The following is a 13,076-nucleotide window of genomic DNA, read 5'->3' on the forward strand; positions in this document are numbered from 1 at the left end:
CGCGGTTGACCCAACAATAGCGATGTTTACCGAGGATCCCCATGAGTGACACACCAGTCGACACCAGTAAAAGGACGTGGCTGATTGCGTCCGGATGTGCCGGTGCCGCTGGCGGAGTGGCAGTAGCAGTGCCTTTCGTCAGTAGTTTCCAGCCTTCGGAAAAAGCCAGAGCGGCCGGTGCCGCTGTAGAGGTGGACATCTCCGCCCTTCAGCCCGGCGAAAAGCTGACCGTTGAATGGCGTGGCAAGCCCGTGTGGATCCTGAAGCGCACTCCCCAACAAATGGAGTCCCTCGCTCAGACAGAATCGCAGCTGGCCGATCCCAAGTCGGATCGCAAGACGTACCCCACCCCCGAGTACGCCAAGAACCAGCACCGTTCGATCAAGCCGGAAGTTTTTGTGGGCGTGGGCATTTGCACCCACCTGGGCTGCTCGCCCGGAGACAAATTCCAGACCGGTCCACAGCCCTCGCTGCCAGACGATTGGCACGGTGGCTTCCTGTGCGCCTGCCACGGCTCCACGTTCGACGTGGCCGGCCGGGTCTTCAAAAACAAGCCGGCGCCAGACAACCTGGAAGTGCCGCCGCACATGTACCTGTCCGACACGCTGCTGTTGATCGGCGAAGACAAGAAGGCCTGAGGTAAATCGACATGGCTGAATTCAAGGAAATCTCCCCCAACGCCTCGGCAGGCGCCAAGGTCACGAACTGGTTCGAGAACCGCTTCCCGACCGCTTTTGACGCCTACAAGGTGCACATGTCGGAGTACTACGCTCCGAAGAACTTCAACTTCTGGTACATCTTCGGCTCGCTGGCCCTCGTTGTGCTGGTGATCCAGATCGTGACCGGCATCTTCCTGGTCATGCACTACAAGCCCGACGCCAGCCTGGCGTTTGCTTCGGTCGAGTACATCATGCGCGATGTGCCCTGGGGCTGGCTGATCCGCTACATGCACTCCACAGGCGCCTCAGCGTTCTTTGTGGTGGTGTACCTGCACATGTTCCGTGGCCTTATCTACGGCAGCTACCGCAAGCCGCGCGAACTGGTCTGGATCTTCGGCTGCGCCATCTTCCTGTGCCTGATGGCCGAGGCCTTCATGGGCTATCTGCTGCCCTGGGGCCAGATGTCGTACTGGGGCGCCCAGGTGATCGTGAACCTGTTCGCTGCCATTCCCTTCATCGGTCCTGATCTGGCCTTGCTGATCCGTGGCGACTTCGTGGTGGGCGATGCCACGCTGAACCGCTTCTTCAGCTTCCATGTGATCGCTGTCCCGCTGGTGCTGCTCGGCTTGGTGGTGGCCCACTTGCTGGCGTTGCACGACGTGGGTTCCAACAATCCCGATGGCGTGGAAATCAAGGGCCCCAAGGCGCCCAAGGATGCCAATGGCAAGCCGCTCGATGGCGTGCCTTTCCATCCCTACTACACGGTGCACGACATCTTCGCGCTGAGCATGTTCCTGATGGCGTTCACGGCCGTGGTGTTCTTTGCGCCTGAGTTTGGTGGCTACTTCCTGGAGTACAACAACTTCATCCCGGCCGATCCGCTGGTGACGCCGTTGCACATCGCGCCGGTCTGGTACTTCACACCGTTCTACTCGATGCTGCGTGCGATCACGACCGAGATGATGTACGTTCTGGTGCTGTGTGTGCTTGCGGGTGCTGCCTTTGGTGTGTTCAAGGCCAAGTTGCCAAGTTTCATCAAGGCCGGCATCGCCGGTGCCGCCGTCGTGGCGGTGGTGCTGATGCTGTCGATCGACGCCAAGTTCTGGGGTGTGGTGGTGATGGGTGGTGCCGTGATCATCCTGTTCTTCCTGCCCTGGCTGGACCACAGCCCGGTGAAGTCGATCCGCTACCGTCCCGACTGGCACAAGTACCTGTATGGCGTGTTCGTGATCATCTTCCTGATCCTGGGCTACCTGGGTGTGCAACCCCCTTCGCCCATTGGCGAACGTGTGTCGCAGGTGGGTACGCTGTTCTACTTTGGGTTCTTCCTGCTGATGCCCTGGTGGAGCCGTATTGGCGAGGCCAAGGCCGTGCCTGACCGCGTGACCTTTGTGGCGCACTGAGCCCCAGGAGATAACAACAATGAAGAAAATCATCCTCACGCTGGTGGCCGCCCTGGGTCTGGCTGCTGGCTCTGCACTGGCTGCGGGCGGTGGCATTCCGCTGGACAAGGCCCCCGTCAAGACGAACGATCTGGCCTCGCTGCAAAATGGCGCCAAGGTTTTCGTCAACTATTGCCTGAATTGCCACTCTGCAGCGTTCATGCGGTTCAATCGCCTGAAAGACATCGGTTTGACCGATCAGCAGGTCAAGGACAATCTGTTGTTCACTACGGACAAGGTCGGCGAAACCATGAAGGCGGCGATTGATCCCAAGCAGGCCAAGGCCTGGTTTGGTGCCAATCCCCCCGATCTGACCGTGATCGCCCGTTCGCGTGCTGGCGCGGGTGGTTCGGGTGCGGATTACCTGTACACCTACCTGCGTACTTACTACCGCGACGAAACCAAGCCGACCGGCTGGAACAACCTCGTGTTCCCCAACGTGGGCATGCCCCACGTGTTGTGGGAGCTGCAGGGTGATCGCCGCCCAGTGTTTGAAGAGCACGAAAGCCATGGTCACAAGACCCAGGTTTTCAAGGGTTGGGAGCAGGTCAGGCCTGGTCTGATGACCCCGCTGCAGTACGACCAGACCGTGGGTGACTTGGTGAACTACATGCAGTGGATGGCAGAACCCGCGCAAAACACCCGCAAGCGAGTGGGTGTCTGGGTGCTGATTTTCCTGGGTGTGTTCACGGTGATTGCCTGGAGGCTCAACGCAGCCTTCTGGAAAGATGTGAAGTAACGCGCGCAGCAGTCATATCCATTGAAAGCACCCTTCGGGGTGCCTTGGTTTTTTTGCAGAGTGGGCGCTTTTGGCGTCCCACTCTTTTGATTTTTAGGAGCCTCCCACCATGATGGTGCTTTACTCGGGTACGACCTGTCCCTTCTCCCACCGCTGCCGTTTTGTCCTGTTCGAAAAGGGCATGGACTTTGAAATCCGCGATGTGGACCTGTACAACAAGCCCGAAGACATCAGCGTGATGAACCCCTACGGCCAGGTTCCCATTCTGGTCGAGCGCGATCTGATCCTGTACGAGTCGAACATCATCAACGAGTACATCGACGAGCGCTTCCCCCATCCCCAGCTGATGCCCGGCGACCCCGTAGACCGCGCCCGTGTGCGCCTGTTCCTGCTCAACTTCGAGAAGGAGCTGTTCGTGCACGTGAACATCCTGGAGTCGCGCGCGACCAAGGGCAACGAAAAGGCGCTGGAAAAGGCGCGTGCGCACATCCGTGACCGCCTGACGCAGTTGGCCCCTGTGTTCCTCAAGAACAAGTACATGCTGGGTGACAACTTCTCCATGCTCGACGTGGCCATTGCCCCGCTGCTGTGGCGCCTCGACTACTATGGCATCGACCTCAGCAAGAATGCAGCTCCGCTGCTCAAGTATGCAGAACGCATCTTCTCGCGCCCTGCGTACATCGAGGCGTTGACCCCATCCGAGAAGGTCATGCGCAAGTAACTTGCGGCCTGCCCCGTTCCCTATTCACAGCAGTTGCCTTTCACCTTCATGACCGCACAGGAATCTACGTCCACACGCCCGTACCTCATTCGTGCCTTGTACGAGTGGTGCACCGACAACGGGCTGACGCCGTATGTGGCGGTGCGTGTCGATGATTCGGTGCAGGTGCCTCGTGAATACGTGAAGGATGGTGAGATCGTCCTGAACATCAGTTTTGATGCGACGAGTGCCTTGCAACTGGGCAACGATTTCATCGAGTTCAAGGCCCGGTTTGGCGGCAAGCCGCGTGAGATCCTCGTCCCGGTGGGGCGGGTGATCGCCATTTATGCCCGCGAAAACGGGCAGGGTATGGCGTTTCCACCTCCGGTTGATGTGCTTGCTGGTGGTGCGGCTGCTGCCGGGGCCATCGCGCCCGTGCTGGCAGAAGCGGTGTCTTCCGAAGATGCTTCTGCTGCAAGTGGAGCGCAAACTTCCGAGGACCGCGTGGTGCAGCTGGTATCTGCGGATGACGGCAGGAAAGATGGCGACGAAGGGGGTGACGCGCCGCGACCACCTCCGGCTGCGGGTGGTGCTCGGCCATCGCTCAAGCGCGTGAAATAACCGCCCCTTGTTTTTTTGAGGCTGCTTTTTCCACGATAAAATGCAGCCTTCGCCGGTTTAGCTCAGTTGGTAGAGCACCCGCCTTGTAAGCGGTAGGTCGTCAGTTCGATTCCGACAACCGGCACCAGTTTTCTCCTGTTCCTCCCCGCATTCCCTGATCCTGGCGTTGACCGTCAGGTTTGAACTTTCAGGCGAATCGCGTTAACCTCCCACCCCCGGCTGCGCAAATGCGCCTGCAAAGCAGGCAGCAGTTGGCGTATTTTTGCCGCGGCGGCATTGCTTTTGACGAGCAGGCACCAGGAGTCTCCATCAATGGGGCCGGCCTGGATCGCTGGGCGCAGCGCCGCAGGAATCAGCATTTCAATGGCCTTGAGCCGATCACTGGAGTCGCGTGTCAGCGCTGTGAGCTTGGCCAGCGTGGGAGAGTCCTCGCTGGCTTGCTGCAGGGTGACGGCGTAGTGGCGGCGGTTCATGGTGTGCGTCTTCGGGCGTGGAGAATTCGTAGTGCATCTGATTATCACGGACGCCAGGCTGGCGCGCAGCCGGGCCATTCACTTGTCGGGCACCCGCCTGATCCTTGCAGGGCTCTTGCTGTCGCTGTGCCTCATGCTGGTGGCTGCGACGCTGTACCACTGGGTGTTTCTCAAGGGCGCGCGTGAAGGCTGGCCGATTGTGGGGTCATTGGTGCGGTTGGTCGTCAAGGACGAGTTTGCAGAGCGGGACCGTTTCATGCGTGCCAATCTGGATGCCATGGCCCGCCGCGTTGGCGAGATGCAGGCCCGCATGGTGCAGCTGGAATCCTTGGGCGACCGCGTGCTGGGCCTTGCAGGCATGGCGCCGGCCGATGTCCAGAAGTCCGATGGGCGTGGAGGGGTGTTGGTCAGTGCACGCAATCTCTCCATGGAGGAACTGCAATCCACCCTTGACGAGCTGGAGCGCCTGACCAACCAGCGTGTGGATTTGATGACCGTGCTCGAATCGCGCCTTTTTGATCAGCACATCCGCAAGAAGATGATTCCTACCCATGCACCTGTCACCGGACGGGTGCCGGGCTCGGCGTTTGGCTGGCGCGTAGACCCAATCACCGGCCAGTCGGCCTTGCACACGGGCCTGGATTTTCAGGCAGATACCGGAACACCGATCCTGGCAGCTGCGGGGGGTGTAGTCGTGACGCAGGAATACCATCCGGCTTACGGCAACATGATCGAGGTGGACCACGGCAACCAGCTGGTCACGCGCTACGCCCACGCATCGCGCACCTTGGTCAAGCAGGGCGACATCGTGCGCCGTGGCCAGAAGATTGCCGAAGTGGGAACCACAGGGCGTTCCACCGGTCCCCACCTTCACTTTGAGGTGCTGGTGCAAGGGGTTTTCCAGGACCCACAGAAGTTTCTCAGCGCTGGCGGCACGGCTGCGGGTGCGCAGGTTGCGGCGATCCAGCCGCACGCATCGCCCGGCCAGCCGGCCACACCTGCAGCAGGCAGGTAAAATCGCGGGTCCGGTGTTCACGGCCCGGGATTGCAGTGCTTGCAATCCTTGGTGATGGACCCACCTGAACTCAATTCATCTTAGGGATTTCGGTCGCTTGACGCGCTGCTTGCAGCGGGGCAGGCGGTCCTGTTCGCATGGCCACCAACTTCCTCACCAAACTATTCGGCAGCCGCAACGACCGGCTCCTCAAGCAGTACCGCAAGACGGTGACCCGCATCAACGCGATGGAGCCCGACTACGAGAAACTGTCGGACGAGCAGCTCAAGGCCAAGACGCAGGAGTTCAAGGAGCGCGTGGCCAAGGGCGAATCGCTGGATGACATCCTGCCCGAAGCCTTTGCCGTGGTGCGCGAGGGCTCCAAGCGCATCATGAAGATGCGGCACTTTGATGTGCAGCTGCTGGGAGGCATGGCGCTGCACTTTGGCAAGATCTCCGAAATGCGGACGGGCGAGGGCAAGACCCTCACCGCCACCTTGCCCGTGTACCTCAATGCCCTGTCGGGCAAGGGTGTGCATGTGGTGACAGTCAACGACTACCTCGCCAACCGCGATGCGCAGTGGATGGGGCGCCTGTACAACTTCCTGGGCCTCACGGTGGGCATCAACCTGCCCAACATGCCGCGCGAGCAAAAGCAGGAGGCTTACCGCGCCGACATTACGTACGGCACGAACAATGAGTACGGCTTTGACTACCTGCGCGACAACATGGTCTATGAGGCGCACGACCGTGTGCAGCAAGGCCTGAACTTCGCCATCGTCGATGAGGTGGACTCGATCCTGATCGACGAAGCCCGCACACCGCTGATCATCAGCGGCCAGGCCGAAGACCATACGGCGATGTACATCGCCATGAACAAGGTGGTGCCCCTGCTGGTGCGCCAGGAAGGCGAAGCCGACCCGCGCACGGGTGAAGGCGTGACCAAGCCTGGCGACTTCACGCTCGACGAGAAGACGCACCAAGTTTTCCTGACAGAGCAGGGCCATGAGAGCGCTGAGCGCATCCTGGCCAGCCAGGGCCTGATTGCCGAGGGGGCCTCGGTGTACGACCCGGCCAACATCACGCTGATGCACCACCTGTATGCGGCGCTGCGTGCCAACCACCTGTATCACCGCGACCAGCACTATGTGGTGCAAAACGGTGAGATCGTGATCGTGGACGAGTTCACCGGCCGCCTGATGTCGGGCCGCCGCTGGAGCGAAGGCCTGCACCAGGCCGTGGAAGCCAAGGAAGGCGTGAACATCCAGGCCGAAAACCAGACGCTGGCTTCGATCACCTTCCAGAACTATTTCCGCCTGTACAACAAGCTCGCCGGCATGACCGGCACGGCCGATACCGAGGCTTACGAGTTCCAGGAAATCTACGGCCTGGAAACCGTGGTCATCCCGCCGAACCGCCCCAGCCGCCGCGACGACCAGCTGGACCGCGTTTACAAGACCACGCGCGAGAAGTACGAAGCCGCCATCAAGGACATCCGTGAATGCCACGAGCGCGGCCAGCCCGTTCTGGTGGGCACCACGTCGATCGAGAACTCTGAAATCATCGACCAGCTCCTGAACAAGGAAGGCCTGCCGCACCAGGTGCTGAACGCCAAGCAGCATGCACGGGAAGCGGACATCGTGGCCCAGGCAGGCCGTGCGGGCATGATCACCATCGCGACCAACATGGCCGGTCGCGGGACCGACATCGTGCTGGGTGGCAACATTGAAAAGGATGTGGCGGCCATCGAGGCCGACGAGTCCCTGTCTGAAACGGAGCGCGCTGCCAAGGTGGAGGCGTTGCGCGAGCAGTGGAAGATCGATCACGAGAAGGTCAAGGAACTGGGTGGCTTGCGCATCATTGCGACCGAGCGCCATGAGTCCCGCCGCATCGACAACCAGCTGCGCGGCCGCTCGGGCCGTCAGGGCGACCCCGGCTCGTCGCGTTTCTACCTGAGCCTGGACGATTCTCTGATGCGCATCTTCGCGGGCGACCGCGTCAAGGCCATCATGGACCGCCTGAAGATGCCCGATGGCGAAGCCATCGAAGCCGGCATCGTGACGCGCAGCATCGAGTCGGCCCAGCGCAAGGTGGAAGCCCGCAACTTCGACATCCGCAAACAGCTGCTGGAATACGACGATGTGTCCAACGACCAGCGCAAGGTGATCTATCAGCAGCGCAACGACATTCTGGATGCTGCCGACCTGTCGGACGTGATCGCTGCCATGCGCGAAGACTGCATGACCGATCTGGTGCGCCAGTATGTGCCCGCCGAATCGGTGGAAGAGCAGTGGGACCTCGCCGCGCTGGAAAAGGTGCTGGCTGAAGAATGGCAGGTGTCGATTGCCTTGCAGCAGGTGGTGCAGGGCGCCAGCGCCATCACCGACGATGAAATCCTGGAGAAGGTGCTGGCCGCTGCCCATGCCTCGTTTGACGCCAAGGTGGCGCAGGTTGGGCGCGAGAACTTCACGCAGTTCGAGCGCATGGTGCTGCTGCAGAGCTTCGACTCCAATTGGCGCGACCACCTCTCCGCACTGGACTATCTGCGCCAGGGCATTCACCTGCGTGGCTATGCGCAGAAGCAACCCAAGCAGGAATACAAGCGCGAGGCCTTCGAGCTGTTCCGCCAGCTGATCGACCAGGTCAAGAACGAAGTCACCAAGATTCTCATGACCGTGCAGGTTCAGTCGCAGGAGCAGCTGGACCAGGCCGCGCAAGAGATGGAAAACCGTGGCGAAAGCATTGCCAACGTGACCTATACCGCGCCGACCGAAACGGGCGAGGTCGAAACTACGGTGGATGCGCAGGCGCAGGACTTGGCGCTGCCGGAGGGCATGCGTGTGGGCCGCAACGATCCTTGCCCTTGCGGCAGCGGCAAGAAGTACAAGCAGTGCCACGGCAAGCTCGCCTGATTTCCTGATCCACACAACACGGGCTTCGGCCCGTGTTTTCATTGGCGTGCCACGGTTTTCCGGATAATCGGCCGCAGTTTTTCAGAAGGACCCCCATGCCCGTCAATCTCGTTGCCCCCGTTGCCGCTGATCTGCACCCGATTGCTGGAGTGCGCATTGGCGTTGCCGAAGCCGGTGTGCGCAAAGCCAACCGCAAGGATCTCACCGTGTTCCTGCTGGATGAGGGCGCCAGCGTGGCGGGCGTGTTCACGCAGAACCGTTTTTGCGCGGCGCCGGTGCAGATCAGCCGCGATCACCTTGCCAGCGGACAGCCCATCCGTGCCATGCTGATCAACACCGGCAATGCCAACGCTGGCACGGGCGCTGATGGCCTGGCGCGTGCGCGCGCCACCTGCGTTGCCCTCGCGCGCCAGCTCAGCGTGGCGCCCGAGCAGATCCTGCCGTTTTCCACCGGCGTGATCATGGAGCCGCTGCCCAACGACCGCATCGAGGCAGGCCTGCCCGCCGCCATTGCCGACGCGCAGCCGGGCCACTGGGCGCGCGCCGCAGAAGGCATCATGACCACGGACACCTTGCCCAAGGCCTTTTCTGCCCAAGTGCAGATTGGTGGTGCCACCGTGTCCATCACCGGCATCAGCAAGGGCGCGGGCATGATCCGGCCCAACATGGCCACCATGCTCGGCTTCATGGCCACGGACGCCTGCGTGGCCCCTGCCGTCATGCAGCAGCTGGCTCGCGAACTGGCCGACGGCTCGTTCAACCGCGTCACCATCGATGGCGACACCTCCACCAACGATTCATTTGTGGTGGTGGCGACCAACAAGGCCGCGCATGCGCCCATCACTTCTCTGGCAAGCGCCGAGGGCCAGGCCCTCAAGGCCGCCATGCTGGCGGTATCGCAAAAGCTCGCCCAGGCCATTGTGCGCGACGGCGAAGGCGCCACCAAGTTCATCACCGTGCAGGTAGAAGGTGGCAAGACCGGCGAAGAGTGCCGCAAGGTGGCGTACGCCATCGCCCATTCGCCGTTGGTCAAAACCGCGTTTTATGCCAGCGACCCAAACCTGGGCCGCATCCTCGCGGCCGTGGGCTACGCGGGCATTGACGACCTCGACCAGACCGGTATCGATCTGTACCTGGACGACGTACACGTGGCCATTCAGGGCGGACGCAACCCCGCCTACCGCGAGGAAGACGGCCAGCGCGTGATGAAGCAAAGCGAGATCACAGTGCGCGTGCTGCTGGGTCGGGGCGAGGCCTCCGACACGGTGTGGACCTGCGATTTCAGCCACGAATACGTCACCATCAATGCGGACTATCGTTCGTAAAGAATGCTCCTAATTTGATAGCTTTTGGCGCTTGATAGATAGGCGCTAGGCCCGAAATGAATCAAAAATTTGAACATCTGATCGAGCGGGCCGAGCAGCTGATCGCCCGCATCGAGTCTGTGCTGCCCCAGCCCCTGGGAGCGCCGGACTGGTCTTTGTCCATCGCCTGGCGTTACCGCAAGCGCAGCAGTGGACACGGCACCCTGGAGCCCGTGCGCCATGTGGCCGCGATGCAGCTGGCGGATCTCAAAGAGATCGACGGGCAAAAGGAAAAAATTCAGCGCAATACCGAGCAGTTTGTGTTGGGCAAGCCTGCCAACAACGTGCTGCTGACCGGTGCGCGTGGAACCGGCAAGTCGTCGCTCATCAAGGCCTGCCTGAATGCGTACGCCGGGCAGGGCCTGCGCCTGATCGAGGTGGACAAGGCGGACCTGGTCGACCTGCCGGATATCGTGGATGTGGTGGCCGACCGGCCCGAGAAATTCATCATCTTTTGCGATGACCTGAGCTTTGAAGACGGCGAGCCCGGCTACAAGGCGCTCAAGTCGATCCTGGATGGATCGGTGGCCGCCGCCACGCCCAATGTGCTGATCTACGCCACCAGCAACCGGCGCCACCTGTTGCCCGAATACATGGCTGAAAACCTCACGTACACCCACACTGCTGATGGCGAAGTGCACCCCGGTGAAGTGGTCGAGGAGAAGATTTCGCTGTCAGAGCGGTTTGGCCTGTGGGTGAGCTTCTACCCTTTCAGCCAGGAGGAGTACCTGACCATCGTCGCCCAGTGGCTGGCCTCCTTCGGTGTCTCTGGCGCCGCGATTGCAGCGGCCCGGCCCGAGGCGCTGGTCTGGGCGCTGGAGCGCGGCTCGCGCAGTGGCCGTGTGGCCTACCAGTTTGCGCGTGACTATGCGGGGCGCCACGATGGTTGATGCCGTGACCATATCCGAGGCACCTGCCGCAACCGTGGAGCGCAACAAGCACACCGAGGTGGCCGTGGGCATCCTGCTGCGGGCTGATGACGCGATGCTGCTCTCTACACGGCCACCGGGCAAACCTTATGCAGGGTACTGGGAGTTTCCGGGCGGCAAGCTCGAAGCGGGTGAGACCGTGGAACAGGCGCTGCGCCGCGAGCTGGTTGAAGAGCTGGGCGTGATCATTGGCGCTGCCAGTGTCTGGAAAGTCACGGAACACGACTACCCACATGCCCTGGTGCGCCTGCACTGGTGCAAGGTCTGGGAATGGTCGGGCGAGTTCGAAATGCGCGAAGGACAGACCATGGAGTGGCAGCAGATGCCACTGACGGTGTCACCGGTGCTGCCCGGTGCCTACCCGGTGCTGCAGTGGCTCGCTGAAGAGCGTGGCCTGGAATATTCGCCGGAGTGACTTTCGTTTGCTGCTGAATTGATGGCTACTAGCGCTTCACCGGTAAGCGCTAGAACCCAATTTCGCTTGAAATTCTGAGCGATTACCAGTCGAGGTCAGTGCTGCAGGCGAGGATCGCCATAAGGTTCGTCGGCGGGTGGAGCCTCTGCAGGCATGCGGAAATCCTCGCTGGCCCAGGCGCCGAGGTCGATCTGCTTGCACCGCTCGCTGCAGAATGGGCGGTACACGTTGGCGGGGCTGTAGATACTGTCACCGCCACAACTGGGGCAGGTGACGATGCGTGCTCGTGGTTGGGTGTGCGTAGAGTTGGCCATGCTCGTCGTCGTTCTCAATGTCCTTGCCTGCTGCCTATCTGGCGCCGCAGCTTACGCGCACAGGGTCAGCTCGAAGGCCGCATCTTCATTGCTGGCATGCAGGCGCCCATCACTTTCCAGCCGCATGAGCCGCACCGAGACGATCAGGCGGTTGCCGCTGATCTCGGGAATCAGGTTCAGGGCCGGGTCAATGCGCAGGCGCAGCAACTGGAATGTGCGGCCCTGCGGCAGGTTCTGCTGAAATTGACCGCGCTCTGCTGCCACCTTCTGGGGAACGCCAGAGTCGCGCAGCAGCTTGAGCAACACATAGATGGATTCGGCCAGCGGGGCCAGGGTCGATGCCCACTCTTCGAGGGCCTGCTGGCGCACACCCGGTTCATGGTGCTGCCACGCGTAATACGCAGGCAAATCGAACCCGCAGGTGCCACCGGGAATGCCCACCCGGCTGCGGATGCTCATCAGCCAGTCGTTTTCGGTGAGCAGGTGTCCGGACTTGCCTGATTGGGTGTTGAGAGCTGTGAAACAACGGTCGAGCTGGGCAATGACTGCGTCAAGGGCCGCTTCGGAGATCGAGGGATTGCCACGGTAGCTATCGAGCTGGTGCTTGTGCTTCTCGATGTCCTTGAGCACATCCGACTTGAGGTCGGCCCGTGCCGCCACATCCATGATTTCGAAGATGGTGACCAGCGCAAAGTGGTGGTCGAGCGCGTGGGAGCGGGGAATCAGTTCTCCCAACCGGCGGAACAACTGCTCAAGCCGCAGATAGGTTCTGAGACGCTCGTTAAAGGGATATTCGTAAAGGATCACGCTGGCGGGTTCCTGGGGGCTCAGGGAGTATTCTGACGCCGGTGGCGCACGGCATGGGGTGAAAGCACAAACGGTTTCGTTCGCATCATAGCCCGAACAGCGTGGCCACTTGCCGGGTCTGCAGGCGCAGGTCCTCTAGCGAGCAATCCCTGTCGTTGGCAATCACGGCATCTGCCACGGCGCGGCGCGCCGTGCGGCTTGCCTGCGAGGCGATGATGCCTTGCACCACCTCTCGCGCCAGGCCGCTGCGTTGCATGACCCGCTTGATCTGCGTTTCTGCAGAGCAATCCACCACCACGACAGCATCGAGCCTGCGGGCCCACCGGCCGAACTCCGCCAGCAACGGGATGTCAAACACGATCAGGGCATGACCTTGGTCCGCAGCCTGCTGGGCCTTCGCGTTGCTATGCAGTGTAACCAGAGGGTGCACGATCCCTTCGAGCTGGGCGCGTGCCTCGGGGTGGCTGAAGACCAGAGCACGCATTCGCGCACGGTCCAGTGCTCCGGAGGCATCCACGAAGTCTGCCCCGAAAGTGGCTCTGATTGCGTCCATGGCCGCTCCTTGCGGGCCTGTCACGTCGCGAGCCAGCTGGTCTGCATCGATCAGGCTGCCTCCCAGCGCGGCGAACATGCCGCCCACCGTGCTCTTTCCGCTGCCAATGCCCCCGGTCAAGCCAAGGCGCAAGGGGCGCCTGCGCGGATTCATC

The 13,076-nt window shown here is 61.5% G+C and carries 14 protein-coding genes and 1 tRNA gene; 11 read left to right on the top strand and 4 right to left on the bottom strand.

The annotated features are described in order from the left end of the window. Positions 1-41: 41 nt before the first annotated feature. The 6 genes from petA to EXV95_RS21960 all read left to right on the top strand — a co-directional run bounded on the left by petA (position 42) and on the right by EXV95_RS21960 (position 4,288). Positions 42-638 (top strand): ubiquinol-cytochrome c reductase iron-sulfur subunit, encoded by a 597-nt coding sequence (gene petA, locus EXV95_RS21935; RefSeq protein WP_176888498.1) that lies wholly within the window; start codon positions 42-44, stop codon positions 636-638. A gap of 11 nt (positions 639-649) precedes the next feature. Next, positions 650-2,062, top strand: coding sequence for a cytochrome bc complex cytochrome b subunit (locus EXV95_RS21940; RefSeq protein WP_121422443.1), 1,413 nt, complete (start codon positions 650-652; stop codon positions 2,060-2,062). Between the two features lie 19 nt (positions 2,063-2,081). Continuing rightward, a complete protein-coding gene (locus EXV95_RS21945) occupies positions 2,082-2,840 on the top strand; it encodes a cytochrome c1 (RefSeq protein WP_055399199.1) in 759 nt (252 codons plus the stop codon). Positions 2,841-2,949: 109 nt separating this feature from the next. Then, on the top strand, positions 2,950-3,561 hold the full coding sequence (locus EXV95_RS21950; RefSeq protein ID WP_007854512.1) for a glutathione S-transferase N-terminal domain-containing protein: 612 nt from the start codon (positions 2,950-2,952) through the stop codon (positions 3,559-3,561). 48 nt (positions 3,562-3,609) lie between these two features. Continuing rightward, positions 3,610-4,161, top strand: coding sequence for a ClpXP protease specificity-enhancing factor (locus EXV95_RS21955; protein WP_121423052.1), 552 nt, complete (start codon positions 3,610-3,612; stop codon positions 4,159-4,161). A 51-nt stretch (positions 4,162-4,212) separates the two neighbouring features. Beyond that, positions 4,213-4,288, top strand: a tRNA-Thr gene (locus tag EXV95_RS21960). Between the two features lie 46 nt (positions 4,289-4,334). On the opposite strand, the gene EXV95_RS21965 is transcribed toward EXV95_RS21960, so the two are convergent. After that, positions 4,335-4,634 carry a hypothetical protein gene (locus tag EXV95_RS21965; RefSeq protein WP_055399197.1) on the bottom strand — a complete coding sequence of 100 codons (300 nt, stop codon included), beginning with the start codon at positions 4,632-4,634 and terminating at the stop codon, positions 4,335-4,337. Between the two features lie 31 nt (positions 4,635-4,665). Here EXV95_RS21965 and EXV95_RS21970 point away from each other — a divergent pair, with 31 nt between their 5' ends. The 5 genes from EXV95_RS21970 (at position 4,666) to EXV95_RS21990 (ending at position 11,248) form a co-directional block, all read left to right on the top strand. Continuing rightward, entirely contained in the window at positions 4,666-5,649 is a 984-nt protein-coding gene (locus tag EXV95_RS21970; RefSeq protein ID WP_228898777.1) for a M23 family metallopeptidase, read from the top strand. A 137-nt stretch (positions 5,650-5,786) separates the two neighbouring features. After that, on the top strand, positions 5,787-8,540 hold the full coding sequence (secA, locus tag EXV95_RS21975; protein ID WP_176888499.1) for a preprotein translocase subunit SecA: 2,754 nt from the start codon (positions 5,787-5,789) through the stop codon (positions 8,538-8,540). A 95-nt stretch (positions 8,541-8,635) separates the two neighbouring features. Continuing rightward, positions 8,636-9,865, top strand: a complete 1,230-nt coding sequence (argJ, locus tag EXV95_RS21980) for a bifunctional glutamate N-acetyltransferase/amino-acid acetyltransferase ArgJ (RefSeq protein WP_176888500.1) — start codon at positions 8,636-8,638, stop codon at positions 9,863-9,865. A gap of 56 nt (positions 9,866-9,921) precedes the next feature. Then, positions 9,922-10,794 (top strand): ATP-binding protein, encoded by an 873-nt coding sequence (locus EXV95_RS21985; RefSeq protein ID WP_176888501.1) that lies wholly within the window; start codon positions 9,922-9,924, stop codon positions 10,792-10,794. Next, positions 10,787-11,248 carry an NUDIX domain-containing protein gene (locus tag EXV95_RS21990; RefSeq protein WP_176888502.1) on the top strand — a complete coding sequence of 154 codons (462 nt, stop codon included), beginning with the start codon at positions 10,787-10,789 and terminating at the stop codon, positions 11,246-11,248. Before EXV95_RS21985 ends, EXV95_RS21990 begins: the two co-directional genes overlap by 8 nt. A gap of 95 nt (positions 11,249-11,343) precedes the next feature. Here the strand turns inward: EXV95_RS21990 and EXV95_RS21995 are convergent, their stop codons facing one another. The 3 genes from EXV95_RS21995 to coaE all read right to left on the bottom strand — a co-directional run bounded on the left by EXV95_RS21995 (position 11,344) and on the right by coaE (position 13,075). Continuing rightward, positions 11,344-11,562, bottom strand: a complete 219-nt coding sequence (locus EXV95_RS21995; protein ID WP_176888503.1) for a DNA gyrase inhibitor YacG — start codon at positions 11,560-11,562, stop codon at positions 11,344-11,346. A 51-nt stretch (positions 11,563-11,613) separates the two neighbouring features. Then, positions 11,614-12,369: a cell division protein ZapD gene (gene zapD / locus EXV95_RS22000; protein ID WP_055399185.1), complete on the bottom strand. Its 756-nt coding sequence runs from the start codon at positions 12,367-12,369 to the stop codon at positions 11,614-11,616. An 85-nt stretch (positions 12,370-12,454) separates the two neighbouring features. Then, positions 12,455-13,075, bottom strand: coding sequence for a dephospho-CoA kinase (gene coaE / locus EXV95_RS22005; RefSeq protein WP_176888504.1), 621 nt, complete (start codon positions 13,073-13,075; stop codon positions 12,455-12,457). Between the last annotated feature and the right edge of the window lies 1 nt (position 13,076).

Source organism: Acidovorax sp. JMULE5 (assembly GCF_013376875.1).
In the GTDB taxonomy this organism is placed as follows: domain Bacteria; phylum Pseudomonadota; class Gammaproteobacteria; order Burkholderiales; family Burkholderiaceae_C; genus Acidovorax; species Acidovorax facilis.